Consider the following 16,402-nt stretch of genomic DNA (forward strand, 5'->3'; position numbering starts at 1 on the left):
AAAGGGAGGTACCCGGCATGAGCTGCCCGCTCATCTCCAACGTCGAGAACATCCGCGTCACCCGCGTTGACTCCTGCGGTCGCCCCGTCTGCGGTGCCGACAACGCGTTCGTCCTCGAATGCCTTGCCAGCGTCTCCATGTCGCCCGACGTGGAGGAGGGCGAGGACATCGAGTACAAGGCAGCCAACGGCAAGGTCTGCGGCTTCAAGAGGGGCTGCCCGTCCTTCCGCGGCTACGAGGTCGAGGTCAACTTCTTCTCCGTCAGCCCGGAGTTCGTGGAGATCACCACGGGCAACCCGGTCGTCTTCGGCTTCGACGGACAGCCGATCGGACACGACGACTGCTCCGTACAGTGCAACATCGGCTTCGCGCTGGAGCTGTGGGCGCCGATCCTGGGCGACGACATCTGTGACGCCAGCGGCCTGAACGAGGGCAAGTGGATCTACATGCTGCTGCCGTGGATCACCAACGGCGTTCTGGGTGACCTGGAGGCAGGCTCCGAGGCCGTGACGCTCGTCCTCCAGGGCGCCACACGCAGCGGCGGCGGCTGGGGCATCGGCCCCTACGACGTCCTGGAGCAGGACGCCGCGCTGACGCCGGGGCCGCTCCTGACGCCGCTGGGAAACACCTGCCACCGGCGGGTCATCCAGACGCAGATCGCCCCACCGACACCGGGCTGCGACTACGTGGACGTCACGGGCGGCGTCTGCCTGGCGTCCTGATGGGCCACCAGGAGCTGCCCGACATCGTCGTGCCGGTGCGGCCGGGCGCTGTGAACCAGCAGCTTCGGTTTGCGCTGCGCTCCTGGTCCTCGAACCTGCCTCACCGGCAGGTGTGGATCGTCGGCCACCTCCCCCACTGGGTGGCCGACGTCCGCCACATCCCGCTGGAGCAGCGAGGCACGAAGTACGCGAACACCACGGCGGCCGTTCGGGCGGCCTGCGAGCACCCGGACGTCGCGGAGAACTTCCTGCTGTGCAACGACGACTTCTTCGTCATGCAGCCGCTGCCCGCCGGCATGCCCGCCCTGCACCGCGGCCCGGTCCGGGAGGTGGAGCAGCACTACGTGGCCCGCGGCTCCGGCCCGTACCTGCGGGGGATGCGCGAGACGCGCGACCTGCTGCGCGAACACGGGCACGACGACCCGGTCAGCTACGAGCTCCACGTGCCGCTGCCGGTGACGAAGACGGGGATGCTCAAGGCCCTCGACATCGGCCACCACCTGGACGTGCTCCACAAGCGCACGGCCTACGGCGTCCTCGCCGGGATCGGCGGCGAGCAGATCGAGGACGTCAAGATCCTCCACCGGGGCCCGCGCGGCTTCGGCGAGGAGAGCGCGTTCCTGTCGACCATGCCCGACAGCTTCGCCAACGGCCGCGTCGGCAACCTCATCCGGGCCGCCTTCCCCCTGGCCTGCCGGTACGAACGAGGCGGACGCTGATGCCCCTACAGACCGATGTGTGCGACCCGTGGCCCATCGACCTCACCTGCTGCGACCTGTCCGACGACACGAGCCCGGAGACCATCGAGCGCTGGCAGAAGGTGGCCTCGATCCTCCTGTTCCGGCTGTCCGGCAGGCGGCTCGGCCCGTCGTGCCCCGTGACCGTCCGGCCGTGCCGCAGACAGTGCCTGGAGGCCCTGCCGTGGCTCACCCCGTACTGGGGCGCGGTCGGCCCGTGGATCCCGTACCTGAGCGACGGCGTGTGGCGGAACGCGTCGGTGTGCGGGTGCCGGGGCGACTGCTCCTGTGAGGAGCTGTGCGAGATCCGGCTCGACGGGCCGGTGTACGACATCGTGTCGGTGCAGGAGGGGCCCGAGACGCTGCCCGACACCGCGTACCGCGTCGACGGCTCGGGGACGCTGCTGCGCACTGACGGTGAATGCTGGCCGGACTGCCAGGACATGGCCGCGGCCGAGGGCGAGGAGGACACCCTCACGGTCACCTACCGCACCGGCCTGCCCCTCGACGAGGCCGCGGTCGCCGCCGTCAGCGCGCTCACCTGCCACCTCATCAAGGGCTGCGGCACAGGCGCCTGCGGCTGCAAGGCCAACCGGAACCTGACCCGCCTCAACCGGCAGGGCACGGAGTACGAGTTCGCCGACCCCACCCTGGTCTACAGCGAGGGCCGGACCGGCATCCCTGACGTCGACCTGTGGCTGGTCACCGTCAACCCGCACCGGCTCGCGTCGCCCTCGCGCGTCTACTCGCCCGACTTCCCCCGGCCCCGGCTGGTGCGCTGATGGCCCTCCCGCCCCTGGCCATCGACGCCCTCGCCGAGACCCTCCTCGGCTGTGTCTGCCAGACCCTCAACGACACCGCGGCGCTCGTCGAGGGGCAGCCGGGCTGTCCCTGCCGCGCCTGCCTCGTTCCCGGCACCCCGGCCTGGGACTCCTGTGAGGACCCGTGCGGCAATCCCCAGGACGGGGCCGGTGGACAGCTCACCGTGTCCCTCGCCCGCATCCTGACGGCGCCCGACCTCGGCGGCGCCCGCACCCCGACCATCCTCGGCGCCCGCTCCTGCCCGGCGCCGACGATGTCCGCCGAGCTGGTCGTCACCCTGCTGCGCTGCGCCCCGTCCTCCGACGAGGAGGGATGTCCGCCCACCTGCGAGCAGCTGGCCGCCGCAGCGCGCGTGCTGCACGTGGACGCCACCAGCGTGCACAACGCCCTCGTGTGCTGCTTCCCGCAGACCGGGCCGCCGTCCCGCCGCTACCGGTACACCCTCGGCCAGCTGACCGTCCTGGGGCCGGAAGGCCAGTGCGTCGGTGTCGAGCAGCGTGTCACCATCGCCCTCCCGAACTGCGCATGCCCGGAGGAATCATGAGGATCAGCGAGCTCGTGTCCACCCTCACCGAGATCCAGACCGAGTGGGGCGACCTGAAGGTGATGGTGGCCAGGAGCCATAACGGCCACTTCGAAGCCAGGAGGGTCGAATTGGGAGAGGTGCGCGACCCGCACGACCCGCAGCTGCTCGCCCTCATCGAGATGTAGAGGGGCTGGGATGCACGTCGAGGTGCAGGTCGACCCGTCACGCCTTCAGAGGATGTTGAGGCGGCGAGGCGGCCTTGCAGAGCGCAGGCTGCGGGCCCGCACGGAACGGGTGGCCGCCCTCGCCCGCCAGGAGGCCGCCCCTCACGGCAGCGTCGCCTCCCGCATCACCACCGACGTCCGCGAGGGCCCTAGCGGCCTGGTCGGGTTCGTGATCTCCAACCATCCGGCGAGCCGGTACATCCTCGACGGGACGCGGCCGCACCTCATCCGGCCGCGCAGGCGGAAGGCTCTGCGGTTCGACGTCGGCGGGGAGATCGTCTTCGCCAAGCTCGTACGCCACCCCGGCACCCGGGCGCACAACTTCCTCGGGATCGCCCTGCGGCTCGGCCGGTGACCGGCAGGTAGCCCAGAGCCCCGGAGGCTGCCGCGGGGCTCTCATGCCGGCAGGAGGTCGGTAGCCGCCGCCGCTACTCTGTTCCCTCGCACGCTGCTGGTTGTGGGCCGGGCGTTTGCGCAACCCCTGAAGGGGGCGACTCGCCCATGGCCACCAGAACGTTTTCCGTGAACACCGAGCCTCACGTCGCGGTCATCGGTGACATCGAACTCCGCTTCCAGCCCGAGGTCGCAGGCTCTGAGTTCCTCGACGTGTACGAGCGGCTGGTCTCGACGCAGAAGCAGGTCGGGACGGACCTGGCGAAAGCGGATCCGCGTCAGATGCGGGAGGTCCTGGCAGCGCTCCGAGGCTTCATCAAGGAGCTGATGCTGCCCGAGTCGGTCCCCGTCTTCGACAAGATGCCGCTCCCTGACCGCATCATGATCGAACTCGTTGAGTTCCTGATGGAGGTCTACGGGGGCGGGGTGAACAAGAAGCGCCCTACTACACGGTCCAGCGGCTCCTCGCCAGCATCGCCGAGTCCTGGGACACGTGGACCGGCCACCTCGCCCTCCAAGGCGTCGACCCGCGCACGTGGTCGCTGAACACCATGCTGTCGGCCGCCGAGGCCGCCCTGGACCAGTCCGCCGAGGACGACAAGGCGCGGGAGCGCAACCGGGCGCGCCTGTACGCCCCGCCGAAGGGCGAGCGCGCCCGCCAAGGGCGTACCGCGGCCGGGGCCATGGCGCCTCATGAGGCGCAGCAGCTGATCTCCATGGCGGCGGCGGAGGACGCCAAGCTCCGTCGGGCGGCCAGCGGATAACCTGAGATCGCCGCTGGTTCTGGGCCGGGCAACCGAACGCTTCGTGAGGTTGCCCGATGGCCGAGGAAGAGGACTACGGGACCGGCCGCGTACGGATCGTCCTCGACGACAGCGCCGTAGACGGCGAGGCGCGCGCGATCGGGCGGCGCATCCAGCGGTCGCTTGAGCGGGCGACCCGCAACCTCGGACAGCAGCTACGCCGGAACATCACCCGGGCCCTGCGCGGGGACTTCTCCGTCCGCGTCAGCCCGGACACCGCGGACTTCCGCACCCGGCTGGCCAGCCAGCTGCGGGAGCTGGAGGCCGTCGCGGTCCCGGTCGTCCCGGACCTGGACCGTTTCGAGAGTGACCTCGTCACCGGCCTGCGGGGCCTGGGCGCCGTTGAGGTGCCGGTCCTGCCGGACCTCGACCGTTTCGAGAGCGCTCTCCGCGCTGAGCTGCAGGGCTTCGGCGACGTCGAGGTGCCGGTAGTCCCGGACTTCGACCGTTTCGAGAGCGCTCTCGCACTCGGGCTGCTGGGCTTGGGCTCGGTCGAGGTGCCGGTGGTCCCGGACCTGGACCGTTTCGAGGTCGCTCTCCGGGCGGGGCTGCCGGACCTGCGCTCGGTCGAGGTGCCGGTGGTCCCGGATCTCGACCGTTTCGAGAGCGCCCTCCTGGTCGGGTTGCGGGGCCTCGGCGAGATCGAGGTCCGGGTCGTCCCCAACCTGGACCGTTTCGAGAGCGCCCTCCTGGTTGGGCTGCGGGGCCTCGGCGAGATCGAGGTCCGGGTCGTCCCCAACCTGGACCGTTTCGACAGCGCCCTCCTCGCCGGGCTTCGAAGCCTGGACAGCATCGACGTCCCGGTCGTCCCGGACCTGGAAGGCTTCGTGGAGCGGCTCCGCGCCGCACTCGCCGGGGTCGAGCTCTCCGTCCGTGTCGTCCCGGACCTGGACGGCTTCGACGCCCGGATCCGCGCGCACCGCCCGCCCGACGTCACGGTCAACGTCAACCCCAACGTCGACGCCAACCGGCTCACCCGCTCGCTGTCGCGGGTCAAGAGCGTCGCCGGTGGCGTCGTGAAGGCGCTGGGCGGGCTGCTCGCCTTCGGGGCCGTCGGTATCGCAGCTGCGAACGCCGCAGCCGGGGTCGGCGCGTTCATCGCCGCCGTCACCCCCGCGGCCGGGATCGTCGCCGCCTTTCCCGCGGCGATCCTGACGACCGTCGCCGCGATGGGCGCGCTGAAGCTCGCGCTGTCGGGCGTCAGCGAGGCCTTCTCCGCCGCGCTCACGGGGAGCGCGAAGGCGTTCGAGAAGAGCCTCGAAGGGCTCTCGCCCAAGGCCCGAGCAGCGGCGCGGGAGCTCCGGGGGCTGAAGCCGGCATTCGAGGACCTGCGCAACTCGGTGCAGGACAGCTTCTTCGGCAAGATCGAGGGGCAGATCACAGACCTTGCGAGTGCCCTTGGCGGCCCGCTGGAAAAGGGCCTGTCGAAGATCGCAGCCAACTTCGGCACGGCCGCGGCCCGCGTCGGGAACTTCCTGCAGTCCGCGCGGGGCGTCGCCGCGGTCAAGAACATCCTCACCGGCACCGAGGAGGCAACGAAGGGCCTGGCCGCCGCCCTGCGGCCCGTGGTGGGGGGCTTCGTGCGCGTGGCTGGCAGCGTCAGCGAGGCCTTCGGTGAGCAGCTGGGCAGCAAGATCGAAGACGTGGGTAAGCGGCTCGGCCGCTTCCTCGAGAACGCAGCGAAGTCCGGGCGGGCGGTGGCCGCCGTCGGCGCCGCGGTGGGCGTCTTCCGGCAGCTCGGCGCGATCATCTCCAACGTCCGCTCCATCATCAGCGGCGTCTTCGAGGCCGGGGAGCAAGCAGGGGCTGGATTCCTCGCCCGCCTGGAGAAGATCACCCAGAAGTTCGACAAGTTCGTCAACTCCGACCGCGGGCAGAAGACGCTCGGGAACCTCTTCGCGACGGTCGGCACGATCGCCGCGCAGCTCGGCCCGATCCTGGCCGCGCTGCTCACACAGATCGGTGCGATCGCCCCCGCCCTCGCGCCGATCTTCACCGCGCTCGGCCCGGCCCTGACCAACCTGATCAATGCGTTGGGCCCGGCTCTGGCGTCGATCGCCCCGGCTCTGGCGACGGTCGGTACGGTGCTGGCCGACGCCTTCGAGGAACTTGCCTCTGGTGATGTGCTGACCGCGGTCGGCGCGGTGATCGGGAGACTGCTGACCGGGCTGGCGCCGCTGCTGCCGCTGGTCGGCGCGCTGGCGAACACCGTGCTGGCGGCCCTGGCACCCGCCTTCCAGGCCGTCCTGGAAGTCCTGAACCCGGTCATCGCCACTCTTGTCGGCGCGCTCATGCCGGTGCTGCCGCAGCTGACCACGGCGCTCCAGTCGATCCTCAAGGCGGTCATCCCACTGGGGACCGCGCTCGGCGAGGCACTCGGTACGGCCATCGTGGGTCTGGGCCCGCTCCTGCTCATCCTCGCGCAGGCCATCGCTCAAGTCGTCGCCGCCCTCGTCCCCTTTGTCACGGCGCTCGTCGACGCCCTGATCCCCGTCCTGCCGCCGCTGGTCACTGCCTTCCAGGCGGTCGTGGACGCTGTGATCCCCTTGGTGCCGCCGCTCGCGGAGCTCCTCGCGTCGCTCGCCCCGCTGGCGGTCCTGATCGTGAAGATCGCGGCGCCGCTGCTCCAGGCCGCTGCGGCCCTCACCGGCTGGCTCGTTATCGAGGGCGTCGTGCCGCTCATCGAGGGCATCGTGTCCGCGCTGACCGGCTTGGCCAAGGTCCTGACGTTCATCGTCACTGCGGTGACGAGCTTCGTGCAACTGATCATCGACGGGTTTCAGTTCCTGTTTGACACGCTCGTGGGCGGGTCGATCGTCCCAGACCTGGTGAACGCGATCGTCACGCTGTTCACCAACCTCCCGCTCCTCATCCTCAGCGCGATCAGTGGCCTCGTGTCGACCGTGGTCGGCGTCTTCAGGAGCCTCGCGTCCGCGGCGCTGAGCGTGGTGAGCAGCGCCGTGAGCAACGTCGTGCGGTTCTTCTCCCAGCTGCCCGGCCGCGCCGCATCGGTCCTGGGGGCGCTCCCCGGCCGGGTGTCGGAGCTGTTCAACCGGGCCCGGTCCGCAGCCGTGTCCGCGGTCCGGGATCTGCTCGGTGCCGTCCTCGACCTCCTGCGGAGCCTGCCGGGCCGGGCGGCGTCCGCCCTGTCCGGGGCCGCCTCGGCGCTCGTCGGCGCGGGGCGTGACCTCATCCAGGGCATGATCGGCGGCATCAAGTCGGTGGCTGGCAGCCTGGCCTCAGCCGCAAAGGATGTCGTGAGCGGTGCCATCAGCGGGGCGAAGAGCGTGCTGGGCATCAGCAGCCCCTCGAAGGTCTTCGCGGAGATCGGCCGGGACACCGGCCTCGGCTTCATCAAGGGCCTGACGGGGACGGCCTCGGAGATCGAGCAGACCACCAAGAAGCTCGCCGACGCCATCACCCGCGCGTTCCGGGGCCGCAAGACGACCGTGGACGACCGGCTCGTCAGCCTCCTGGAGAGCGGCAACCGGCGGCTCCAGCGCCTGGCGTCGCAACGTGAGGCACTGCTCAAGAAGATCGCGGACGCGCAGAAGTTCGCGGCGGACACCACGGCCGCGGCTCTCCAGTCCGGTGCGCTGCAGAACTTCGCACGCGACGGCCAGGTGAACGCGGACAACATCATCGACGGCCTGCGCAACGCCGTCTCCCAGATCGAGGGCTTCACCCGCCGCGTCAACGCACTCGCGCGCCGCGGTGTCCGTAAGGACTTGCTCCGGCAGATCATCGGCCTCGGCCCCGAGCAGGGCGACGCCTTCGCGCGCGCCCTGGCCTCCGCCGACAAGCGCACCCTCCAGCGCATCAACAGCCTCCAGGGCGACCTCGCCGAGGCGTCGACCCGTCTCGGCCGCCGCAGTGCCGACATTCTCTTCGATGCCGGCAAGGAGGCCGGGCGCGGGTTCCTTGAGGGTCTGAAGGGGCAGCGGGAGCAGATCGAGGACCTCATGCTCGACATCGCCCGCGGGATCCAGCGGGCGATTCGCGGGGCGCTGCGCATCAAGTCGCCGTCGAGAGTGTTCGCCGACATCGGTGACCAGACCGGTGCGGGCCTGGAGCAAGGACTGCTGCGCCGCGTCGCCGTGCTTGAGGAGGCGCTGCGCGGCGCCGCCCGGGGCCTGGCCGACACGGTGGCGGGGGAACTCGTGCGCAGCCCTGCAGTGAGCGGGCTGGCCGCCACGCCTCAGGCCTCGCTGGTACGCACGCCCACGAGCACGCAGGTGCCGGGGCCGACGGCGAGCAGCGACCGCCAGAAGGCGAGGCCGCAGGAGGTCACCAACACCTTCTACATCACGGAGGTTGGCGACGCCCGGACGACCGCGCATCAGGTCGTGACGCGCCTGACCCTCGCGTCAGGGATCTGACCGGCGGATCTTAGGAGGCCGCCCGGGCGGCGTCTTCACTTCGCAGGACGAGGCGGGCGGCCGGTCGACGTTCTGGAGGCGATGACGGCGCGGCCTGTCTTCGCCGCGCACTCGGTGCCGACCCCGGCCCGGACGGCGCGCTCCGACTTCAGCGGCCGACCGCACTCCGAGCAGGTGACGGCCGTCTGCCGCTGGCGGCGCCGCACCGGCGTCCGCTGCTCGGGGACGTCGAACAGCAGGGGCTGGCTGGCTTCGGGTACCTCGCTGCCGCGTGTACGCATACGTCCAGGATGCCCGACTGGCGGTGGGTGTCGCAGGGGATTGGCCGACGGCCGCAGCGGGCGGCGCCTCCTAGACTGGCCGGTGCGCCGCTGGTTGTGGGCCGGGCCGCCAACGCTGTTGCGGGAGGTGGCCTCTTGGCGCTCTTGGACTACATCACGCTGGGCGGCGTCGAGATCGCGAACGCGGCCCGGCTCGCGGCCTACCTGGACGCGGAGTCGGTTGGCTCGCCGCTGAGCAGCTTCACGCCCTGCTCCTGCCCCACGATCACGGCGGAGTCCCTGGGCGACCTGCCGTACACCACGCCCGCCGAGGACGAGGCGCCCTGGTACGACCCCGACCTGCCCGTGAGCGAGGACTTCGCGGGCCTGCTGGTCCTGTCCATCGAGGGCCTCGACGAGTACCCGGTGCGGCGGGCGGTGACGAACGCGGTCACGGGCGGCGGCGTCCTGGGCCCGGCACGTGTTCTGCCGCGCACCATGGTCGTGACCGGCATCCTCCTGGGCCGGACCTGCTGCGGCGTCGAGTACGGCCTGCACTGGCTCTCCGAAGCCCTCCAGGGCTGCGCGGGCAACGAGTGTGACGGCGACTGCATGGAACTCCTCTCGTGCTGCCCGGACGAGGAGCTCAGCGAGGAGTGTCTGAACGAGGCGCACCGGCGCACGCTGCGTCGTGTCGCGCTCGTCGACGGGCCGCGTGTCGTCTCCCGCGCGGGCGACGGCTGTTCGGCGGGGGAGTGCGCGGCGAGCGGTGCCGATGTCGTCACCGTCGAGTTCACCCTCGTCGCGGCCACGCCGTGGCTGTGGACGGACCCGGTGCCGTTGATCGAGGTCGCGCCGCCGCTCGATGACAGCACCGAGTGCGTGACCTGGTGCCTGGACGGCGGCACCGAAGACCCCACCCTGTGCCTCGAGCTCACCGAGACCTGCCCGCCCGGCTCGTTCGGGGTGGAGGAGACCACGGAGGCCTGCGACCTGGCGTGGCCGGTGAACGAGGACGACGGGCCCTGTGACGGCACCTGTCGCCTCGCCGCGTGCGCGGACCCCACGGCGCTGTGCCCGGACCCGCTCTGCAAGACGCCGACGCCACCGACAGTGGAGGCGCCTCAGGAGACGTGCTTCTGCCTGCCGCTGGCCGTGGAGCGCCGGTGCTGTGACGTCGACCTGTCCGCCTGCCCGGCCTGGGCCGTCGACGTGCCGATCATCATCGTCCGCGCGGGCAGCAAGGACCTGCGCAACCTCACGATCACCTTCTTCGAGCGCTCGCCGAACCACGAGGACATGACGTGTGAGGAGATCGCCGACGCGGAGCGCTGCAACACGGTGGCGGTCTTCCACATCGCGTACGTGCCCGCGGGCGGGGCGCTCACCCTGGACGGCCAGACGGGCCGCCCGATCGTCGAGTGCGGCGGCGTCTGCGAGTCGAGCCCCGACGTGTACGGCCTCGACGGAGGCCCGCTCAAGTTCCCGACGCTGACCTGCGCCAGCTACGTGATCTGCATGGAGTCCGACCTCCTGCACCCCCCGTCCGGCGACGCGGTGGTCACGGTCAGCGTCACGGGCCGCGGCTTCTGACCTGCACTCCCGGCTACCCTGGCCGGTGCGCCGCTGGTTGTGGGCCGGGCCGACACCTCCCTGAGAGGCGGTTCGGCCGTGGCTGTAGCCGGATGCGGGACACACTCCTGCCGGATCGTGGACCGTGACGGCGCCACGGTCAGCAACGCCGACGTCCTCACGTCGGTGGAGTGGAGCCGCGTCCTGGACGACACCTCGGCGGCGAGCGTGGTCGTGTCCCCGGAGGGCGACTGCTGCGAGCGCCTCGGCCTGGTCCGCGCCTGGCGCCACAGCCTGCTGATCTACCGCGACGACAGCGCGCCGGTGTGGAGCGGGCCCGTCGTCGACGTCCGATGGCATCTGGGGCGCGTGGAGATCTCGGCGCTGGACGTGTCGGCGTGGCTGGCCCGGCGCGTGCCGCACGAGACGATCGCGTTCACCAACACCGACCTGGCCGAGATCGCCGACTGGCTGATCACGGACGCGTTCGCCCCCGACGACCCCGGGCACAGCATCGTGACCGTGGCGCCCACGCGCGTACGCGGCGCCCGCAACTACACCAAGAACGTGGGCCAGGCCCTCGACCACCTCACCGACCTCGCCGACACCGGCCTCGACTGGACCGTCCTCGGCCGGACCTTCCTTCTCCTCCCCGAGACCCACCGGGAGAGCGTGGGCAGGCTCAGCGACGTCGACTTCCCCGAGGGCCTGGTCGTCGCCGAGGACGGCACCGCGCTCACGACCCGCTGGATTGTGGCCGGTGACGAGGAGGGCGAGGTCCTCGGCGAAGCGGGCGGCGTGCACCCCTACTACGGGCTGCTGGAGCGCTACTTCGAGCAGACCTCCATCCCGGACGACGCGTCGGCCACCGCGGCCGCCGAGGCCAAGCTCCGCGCGAGTCAGCCGGTGCCGGTCTTCATCGACTCCCAGCAGGTGACGATCAGCCCCCAGGCGGCGGTCGACGTCGCCCACCTGGTGCCCGGCTGGTGCCTGGACGTCACCAGCGCCGAGACCTGCCGCACCGTGTCGCAGCGGCTGAAGATCACGGGGGTGACCGTGACCGAGGAGGGCGGCAGCGGCGACGACCCGGGCAGCGAGAGCGTCCAGGTCCAGGTAGCGGCCACGGGAACGGAGGCGAGCAGCTGATGGCGCTGCGAGGAAGCCCCGCCCGGCGGCTCCAGGGCAACGCGCTCGGCAGCATCCTGCGGGACCTGGACCGCAAGACGAGGTCGACGACCAGACGGCGAGGCAAGGCCGCCCCCGCAGCGCCCCAGAATGCGCCTCAGGAGGGCGCGCAGGGGCGCACCGGCCCCCGAGGGCCCCGGGGCCCTCAAGGGGCGCCAGGAGTGGCGGGAGTGGCCGCCATGGTGGCGGTGACCGGTGAGGACGGCCGGGCCCGGGCCGACTTCCCCACGGCCTTCGAGCAGCCGCCGGTGGTGACCGCGATGGCCGCGGGTACCGAGCTGCTGCTTGCGGTCCTCGAGGAGGTCGGGCCCGGGCACGCGCTCGTGCGCGTGTGGATGCCGCACGGCATGCCGGCCCCGGCGGGGACCGCGGTTCACCTGCTGGCCGCGGCCTCCTCGATCCCGTCCTCGTAGAAGGGGTTGAAGACGTAGCCCGAGATGTCGCGGTACAGGTCGCTCTGGATGCGGGCTCCGCCGGTCATGACCTGCTCGGCGTCAGCGGGACTCCGCGAGCCAAGGAGCAGTCCCAGGTACAGGAGTTCGTGCTGCGTCAGCTCGGCGGTGACCGTGGCCGGACGGCCCGGCTCCTCGAAGGTGATCGCCTTGATCTCCACGGGGGCTCCCATCAGGTAGAGGCAGGGGCAGCGCACAGTACTGTTTCTGGAAGCCGCTGGTTGTGGGCCGGGCTGCCGCTGCCTCATGAAGGGTGAGCCAGGGTGGCCGATGTCTGTGTGTGCAGTGACTACTTCACGGTCGACAATGACGGCCGACTCTGCCTTGTGCCGGGCACGATGGGCCTCCGCGAGATCCTGGAGTTCAAGGAGGCGGGCACCTTCGCCTTCGAGAAGGCCGACTATCCGTGGCTCGCGCGGGTCTTCGTCCGTGTGCAGGGCGCAGGGGGCGGCTCGGCGGGTGCGAACGCCGCGGCCAACGAAACGATCGTGCGTCCCGGTGGCGCGGGGGGCGGCTACTCGGAGCGGCTGATCCTGGCCTCGACGCTCGGGGCGTCGGAGTCCGTCGTCGTGGGCGCGGGCGGGGCGGGCGGGACGGGCAACAACGCGGGCAGCGCCGGGGGCTCGTCGTCCTTCGGCGGTCTGGTGACGGCGAACGGGGGTGCGGGCGGGACAGCAGCGCAGTCCTCGGGCACGGTCGCGGACGCTGTGCAGGGCCCTGCGGGTCCGCTCGCCGGTACAGGTGACTGGGCGATGGGCGGCGGCGCCGGGGGCGGCGGCGTACGCCTGAGCTCGTCCAACGGCCTGTCAGGGATCGGCGGACAGAGCCACCTTGGGCACGGCGGTGTCGCGCGCTCCCAGGAGGGGGCGGGGACGTCCTCGCGCGGCTACGGGGGCGGCGCGGGCGGCGCCCTGTCCTATGGCGGGTCGTACGACGGCGGCGACGGCGGGAACGGCATCGTGATCGTGGAGCTCCACGGCTGACCCCCGCAGCTGCGTCCGGACACGCTGTCCGCGCCCGTGTCCGGACGCTGTCCAGCCTGGCCACAGGGCTACCCTCGGCGCCATCCGGACGCGGGCGCGGCGTCGTCCGGACGGCATCGGCTGGCTGTCCGGACGGCGGGCGGCGGGGGTGTCCGGCGTAGACTCGGGGCGCTGCCGCTGGTTCTGGGCCGGGCGATCCACCCATCAAGGGGAGGACGCCGTGGCCAGGTGCGGATGCGGCGGGGGCAGTTGCAACTGCTCCATCGAGGCCGGAGAGAACGTCACCGTCGATGGCAGCGGAACCATCGCGAACCCGTATGTGATCTCCGCCGGGGACCCCGACTGTTCCGTGGTCCGCCCCTGTATCTCCGCCGGGGACGGCGCCTCGTACAACTCCGGCACCGGTGTCGTGACTGCCCGCCTGTCCGGGGACGCCGGGAACCTGATGGAGTTCGGCGCCGACGGCGGACTGTACGTCGAAACCGACTGCCCTACCGTCCGGCAGTGCTTCAGCGCGGGCGACGGCGCCGAATACGACGCGTCCACAGGCGTGTTCTCGGCGCGACTGTCGACGGACGCTGGGAACAACATCATCTTCGGCGGAGACAGCGGCCTCTACGTGCCAACCGGGGCAGCGACGGTGAGCGTGGACTGCGGCCTCACCGGCAACGGCTCGGCGGGCAACCCGCTCACGGCCGCCGTCGGCACCTGGCCCTACCCCTGCAACCTGGACGCCGAGGCCGGACAGGTCTACTGCGACAGCACCGGGGTACTGCGCGGCGAGCCCCGGCCGGTCGCCGCATTCCAGCAGAACCAGCAGATCCTCAACCCCGCCAACCTGGCGGTCCCCGCAGCGCAGGACACCGAGGTTGCGACCCACACCCTGAACATCCTGAACCCCGACTCCTGCCGCGACGCCTTCGTGATGCTCGAGGCGGAGGTGGACGCGGACTTCGACCTTCCCTCAGGCAACAGCAGTGCCGCCCTTGGCATCACGACGGACGAGATGTCGTTCGTCTTCAACAAGGGCGCCACGGCAGCCCTCGACGTCCATATCCAGGGCACCAAGGTGATCAACCAGACCATTCCAGCAGGCGGCAACCTCAACTTCGTCCTCTCCATCACCATGGGCCGCGGCAGCGGTGGCGCTACCTACAACCGCATCCAGTCCTTCCTCCGCGCGTTCGTCTTCGTCCTGTAAGGGGCCCGATCGTGGAATCAGCAACGGTGTACTACCGGCGCGCCGACGGCGTACTGGTTGAACAGACCGCCTCAGACGGCGCCCTGCCTGAACTCCCCGAGGGCGCGGCCCGGCTGACGGCTAAGGAGTACAAGGGGGCGCTGAAGGAGGTGGAGGCTGCGCGCAGGGAGCACGCCGCCGCGCTCACTGCCCAGGACGAGGAGCGGGCCCGCGGCGACTACGAGGCGCTGCGGGCCGCCGGCATTCCGGAGGGCACCGCGCGGCGCCTGACCGGCTACGCAGGGGCGGACGGAGAGGGCGATGGCTGATCGGCCCGGGGGACGTACACTCACTCGCCACGCCGCTGGTTGTGGGCCGGGCTGACGAACTTCCCCCAGGGGAGGGGCCTTGACCATGTGCGGCTGCATCCATCCTGGTGTGCTGGTGTGCTCCCTCAAGCGGGACATCCCGCAGGAGATCGAGCCCGGCGGGTATCACATCGTCCGCTTCCCCTTCAGCGATGACGAGTCGTACGACGCGCACGCCATGCACCAGTCCATCCAGCCCGACGCCTTCGTGATCAATGACGACGGATGGGATGACGACGACCGGTCGGGCCTGATCTGGCCGACCCGGTCAGGGTGGGGCACCCTGCACGCCCTGATTCAGTGGGGGAGCCCGGCGGCCACGGCGACCGAGTACCGGGACCAGTTCGTACGTGACCCCCTGGGGCTGTTCGCTCCTCCCGACACCACGGCGACCGACCACCGGGCGCCGAGTCCGGGCGGGCAGTACTGGAGCAAGACGCACGGGATCTTCGTGCATCCGGGCGTGCCCCTGGCGCTGCGCGTCGCGCACAACGCGCCGATCCCGCTGGCCCTCACGCTCGCCGAGTTCAAGCTCGCGATCCACCCGGCCGCCTGACCGCTCTACCCGTCTGGAGGTACTCCATGAGCTCGTGCGATTCCAAGGACCTGACCCCGCGTGTGGGCTTCACTGTCCACTACGTCAGCCACGGGACGCCCGTGCGCGAGGACGGTACGCAGGCCTTCACGCCCGCGTGCCGGGCCGCGATCGTCACCGAGGTGGACGAGGACGACCCGTTCCACCTCGGCCTGTGCGTGCTGAACCCGACTGGCCAGTTCTTCCACCCGCTCGCTGCGGGCGGATGCCACTTCTCCGATGAGCCCCGGGAGGGCGGCACGTGGCACTGGATTGACGACTAGGCCATGAGGTTCGTCGAGCGTGAGGAGTGGGGCGCCCCGGCGGCGTCCCCGGCCGCGTACCTGGCGAAGGCCCGCGGGGTGAAGGTCCACTACCTGGGGACGGAGTACACGAGCCGGGCGCACCCGCTGTGCGATGACGTCGTGCGCTCCATCCGCGCCTCGCACCTGGCCAACGTGGCGGAGGGGTACGTCGATATCGCGTACACCGCGCTGGTCTGCGAGCACGGCGCGGTGTTCGAGGGGCGCGGCACGCACAAGCGGCCCGGCGCGAACGGGAGCGCCGTCCTCAACACCACGGACTACGCGGTCTGTGCGCTGCTGGGCAGTGAGGGCATGACGGTGCCCACGGACCCGATGCTCAACGGCCTGGTCGACGCCGTCGAGTGGCTGCGCCGCAGCGGCGACGCGGGGGACTGGGTGGGTGGCCACCGCGACGGCTACGCCACCGAGTGCCCGGGCGATGCGCTGTACGCGTGGATCGAGCGCGGGGCGGGGCGTCCGGAGGTGGCGCGGCCGCGGCCGGTGCCTCCGGGCGCGTACGCGGTGCGGCTGCACGACACCCTGGCGGCGGTCGCCCGGCGCCTCGACGTCGACTGGCGTGACCTGGCCGCCGTGAACGGGCTGCGTCCCCCGTACACGATCTATCCGGGGCAGATCCTGCACCTGCCCCGCACCCCTGACCGGGTGGCGGTGCCGTTTCCCGGGAGCGGTGCGTTCCTCCTCGGCCGGGCGCATCCGGCGGTCCTGACGCTGGACGAGGGTCTGATCGAGAAGGGCTTCACCCGGCACCACGACGGCAACGGCTACCAGCGTGGCCCGGTGTTCTCCGAGTTCACGCGCCGCAACGTCGCGGACTTCCAGCGCTCGCACGCTGCGCTGCGCGGCAACCCGGACGGCATTCCGGGGCCGGTCACCTGGCAGCTCCTCCTCACCTGATG

At 71.2% G+C, this 16,402-nt stretch carries 20 protein-coding genes; 18 read left to right on the forward strand and 2 right to left on the reverse strand.

What is annotated here, in order from left to right; genetic code table 11:
• The first annotated feature begins 17 nt into the window (after positions 1 to 17).
• From IG74_RS0109010 to IG74_RS47825, 9 genes are all read left to right on the forward strand, one after another.
• Positions 18 to 722 carry a hypothetical protein gene (locus IG74_RS0109010; RefSeq protein ID WP_030672481.1) on the forward strand — a complete coding sequence of 235 codons (705 nt, stop codon included), beginning with the start codon at positions 18 to 20 and terminating at the stop codon, positions 720 to 722.
• Positions 722 to 1,441: a hypothetical protein gene (locus IG74_RS0109015; RefSeq protein WP_030672486.1), complete on the forward strand. Its 720-nt coding sequence runs from the start codon at positions 722 to 724 to the stop codon at positions 1,439 to 1,441. Before IG74_RS0109010 ends, IG74_RS0109015 begins: the two co-directional genes overlap by 1 nt.
• Positions 1,441 to 2,241 (forward strand): hypothetical protein, encoded by an 801-nt coding sequence (locus IG74_RS0109020; protein WP_030672488.1) that lies wholly within the window; start codon positions 1,441 to 1,443, stop codon positions 2,239 to 2,241. The genes IG74_RS0109015 and IG74_RS0109020 overlap by 1 nt, the downstream gene beginning before the upstream one ends.
• Positions 2,241 to 2,825 carry a hypothetical protein gene (locus tag IG74_RS0109025; RefSeq protein WP_030672491.1) on the forward strand — a complete coding sequence of 195 codons (585 nt, stop codon included), beginning with the start codon at positions 2,241 to 2,243 and terminating at the stop codon, positions 2,823 to 2,825. Before IG74_RS0109020 ends, IG74_RS0109025 begins: the two co-directional genes overlap by 1 nt.
• Positions 2,822 to 2,992, forward strand: a complete 171-nt coding sequence (locus tag IG74_RS52000) for a hypothetical protein (RefSeq protein ID WP_158857539.1) — start codon at positions 2,822 to 2,824, stop codon at positions 2,990 to 2,992. Before IG74_RS0109025 ends, IG74_RS52000 begins: the two co-directional genes overlap by 4 nt.
• A gap of 52 nt (positions 2,993 to 3,044) precedes the next feature.
• Positions 3,045 to 3,386, forward strand: coding sequence for a hypothetical protein (locus tag IG74_RS0109035; protein ID WP_234334281.1), 342 nt, complete (start codon positions 3,045 to 3,047; stop codon positions 3,384 to 3,386).
• 167 nt (positions 3,387 to 3,553) lie between these two features.
• Positions 3,554 to 3,970, forward strand: a complete 417-nt coding sequence (locus tag IG74_RS0109040; protein WP_234334282.1) for a hypothetical protein — start codon at positions 3,554 to 3,556, stop codon at positions 3,968 to 3,970.
• Positions 3,971 to 3,975: 5 nt separating this feature from the next.
• Positions 3,976 to 4,188 (forward strand): hypothetical protein, encoded by a 213-nt coding sequence (locus IG74_RS0109045; protein WP_030672500.1) that lies wholly within the window; start codon positions 3,976 to 3,978, stop codon positions 4,186 to 4,188.
• A gap of 56 nt (positions 4,189 to 4,244) precedes the next feature.
• The gene (locus IG74_RS47825; RefSeq protein ID WP_051854722.1) at positions 4,245 to 8,606 is read left to right on the forward strand and encodes a phage tail protein; all 4,362 of its coding nucleotides are present in this window, start codon (positions 4,245 to 4,247) and stop codon (positions 8,604 to 8,606) included.
• Positions 8,607 to 8,641: 35 nt separating this feature from the next.
• Here the strand turns inward: IG74_RS47825 and IG74_RS0109055 are convergent, their stop codons facing one another.
• Entirely contained in the window at positions 8,642 to 8,887 is a 246-nt protein-coding gene (locus IG74_RS0109055) for a DUF6011 domain-containing protein (protein WP_030672506.1), read from the reverse strand.
• 135 nt (positions 8,888 to 9,022) lie between these two features.
• On the opposite strand from IG74_RS0109055, the gene IG74_RS0109060 reads away from it, so the two are divergent.
• From IG74_RS0109060 to IG74_RS52005, 3 genes are all read left to right on the forward strand, one after another.
• Positions 9,023 to 10,459 carry a hypothetical protein gene (locus IG74_RS0109060; RefSeq protein ID WP_030672509.1) on the forward strand — a complete coding sequence of 479 codons (1,437 nt, stop codon included), beginning with the start codon at positions 9,023 to 9,025 and terminating at the stop codon, positions 10,457 to 10,459.
• A 78-nt stretch (positions 10,460 to 10,537) separates the two neighbouring features.
• On the forward strand, positions 10,538 to 11,584 hold the full coding sequence (locus tag IG74_RS0109065) for a hypothetical protein (protein WP_037824929.1): 1,047 nt from the start codon (positions 10,538 to 10,540) through the stop codon (positions 11,582 to 11,584).
• Positions 11,584 to 12,036: a hypothetical protein gene (locus tag IG74_RS52005; protein WP_158857541.1), complete on the forward strand. Its 453-nt coding sequence runs from the start codon at positions 11,584 to 11,586 to the stop codon at positions 12,034 to 12,036. Before IG74_RS0109065 ends, IG74_RS52005 begins: the two co-directional genes overlap by 1 nt.
• Here the strand turns inward: IG74_RS52005 and IG74_RS0109075 are convergent.
• Entirely contained in the window at positions 11,997 to 12,248 is a 252-nt protein-coding gene (locus IG74_RS0109075; protein ID WP_158857543.1) for a hypothetical protein, read from the reverse strand. The two genes, IG74_RS52005 and IG74_RS0109075, sit on opposite strands and share 40 nt — an antisense overlap.
• A 90-nt stretch (positions 12,249 to 12,338) precedes the next feature.
• Between IG74_RS0109075 and IG74_RS54185 the strand changes: the two genes are divergently transcribed.
• The 6 genes from IG74_RS54185 (at position 12,339) to IG74_RS45710 (ending at position 16,400) form a co-directional block, all read left to right on the forward strand.
• Positions 12,339 to 13,058, forward strand: coding sequence for a hypothetical protein (locus IG74_RS54185; protein WP_030672521.1), 720 nt, complete (start codon positions 12,339 to 12,341; stop codon positions 13,056 to 13,058).
• A gap of 220 nt (positions 13,059 to 13,278) precedes the next feature.
• The gene (locus IG74_RS0109085; RefSeq protein ID WP_158857545.1) at positions 13,279 to 14,259 is read left to right on the forward strand and encodes a hypothetical protein; all 981 of its coding nucleotides are present in this window, start codon (positions 13,279 to 13,281) and stop codon (positions 14,257 to 14,259) included.
• Positions 14,260 to 14,270: 11 nt separating this feature from the next.
• A complete protein-coding gene (locus IG74_RS0109090; RefSeq protein WP_158857547.1) occupies positions 14,271 to 14,567 on the forward strand; it encodes a hypothetical protein in 297 nt (98 codons plus the stop codon).
• A gap of 85 nt (positions 14,568 to 14,652) precedes the next feature.
• A complete protein-coding gene (locus tag IG74_RS0109095; RefSeq protein ID WP_030672529.1) occupies positions 14,653 to 15,162 on the forward strand; it encodes a hypothetical protein in 510 nt (169 codons plus the stop codon).
• Between the two features lie 26 nt (positions 15,163 to 15,188).
• On the forward strand, positions 15,189 to 15,464 hold the full coding sequence (locus IG74_RS0109100) for a hypothetical protein (RefSeq protein WP_030672532.1): 276 nt from the start codon (positions 15,189 to 15,191) through the stop codon (positions 15,462 to 15,464).
• Positions 15,465 to 15,467: 3 nt separating this feature from the next.
• A complete protein-coding gene (locus tag IG74_RS45710) occupies positions 15,468 to 16,400 on the forward strand; it encodes a LysM peptidoglycan-binding domain-containing protein (protein WP_051854723.1) in 933 nt (310 codons plus the stop codon).
• The last annotated feature ends 2 nt before the right edge of the window (positions 16,401 to 16,402 follow it).

The organism is Streptomyces sp. NRRL B-1347, assembly GCF_000720325.1.
Taxonomy (GTDB): domain Bacteria; phylum Actinomycetota; class Actinomycetes; order Streptomycetales; family Streptomycetaceae; genus Streptomyces.

Bases quoted from the DNA above. Each gene is read 5' to 3' on its own strand.
- IG74_RS52005 (WP_158857541.1), top strand. From the start codon at position 11,584: ATGGCGCTGCGAGGAAGCCCCGCCCGGCGGCTCCAGGGCAACGCGCTC.
- IG74_RS0109025 (WP_030672491.1), top strand. From the start codon at position 2,241: ATGGCCCTCCCGCCCCTGGCCATCGACGCCCTCGCCGAGACCCTCCTC.
- IG74_RS52000 (WP_158857539.1), top strand. From the start codon at position 2,822: ATGAGGATCAGCGAGCTCGTGTCCACCCTCACCGAGATCCAGACCGAG.
- IG74_RS45710 (WP_051854723.1), top strand. From the start codon at position 15,468: ATGAGGTTCGTCGAGCGTGAGGAGTGGGGCGCCCCGGCGGCGTCCCCG.
- IG74_RS0109075 (WP_158857543.1), bottom strand. From the start codon at position 12,248: ATGGGAGCCCCCGTGGAGATCAAGGCGATCACCTTCGAGGAGCCGGGC.
- IG74_RS0109045 (WP_030672500.1), top strand. From the start codon at position 3,976: ATGCTGTCGGCCGCCGAGGCCGCCCTGGACCAGTCCGCCGAGGACGAC.
- IG74_RS0109010 (WP_030672481.1), top strand. From the start codon at position 18: ATGAGCTGCCCGCTCATCTCCAACGTCGAGAACATCCGCGTCACCCGC.
- IG74_RS0109095 (WP_030672529.1), top strand. From the start codon at position 14,653: ATGTGCGGCTGCATCCATCCTGGTGTGCTGGTGTGCTCCCTCAAGCGG.
- IG74_RS0109035 (WP_234334281.1), top strand. From the start codon at position 3,045: ATGTTGAGGCGGCGAGGCGGCCTTGCAGAGCGCAGGCTGCGGGCCCGC.
- IG74_RS0109100 (WP_030672532.1), top strand. From the start codon at position 15,189: ATGAGCTCGTGCGATTCCAAGGACCTGACCCCGCGTGTGGGCTTCACT.
- IG74_RS47825 (WP_051854722.1), top strand. From the start codon at position 4,245: ATGGCCGAGGAAGAGGACTACGGGACCGGCCGCGTACGGATCGTCCTC.
- IG74_RS0109055 (WP_030672506.1), bottom strand. From the start codon at position 8,887: ATGCGTACACGCGGCAGCGAGGTACCCGAAGCCAGCCAGCCCCTGCTG.
- IG74_RS0109015 (WP_030672486.1), top strand. From the start codon at position 722: ATGGGCCACCAGGAGCTGCCCGACATCGTCGTGCCGGTGCGGCCGGGC.
- IG74_RS0109020 (WP_030672488.1), top strand. From the start codon at position 1,441: ATGCCCCTACAGACCGATGTGTGCGACCCGTGGCCCATCGACCTCACC.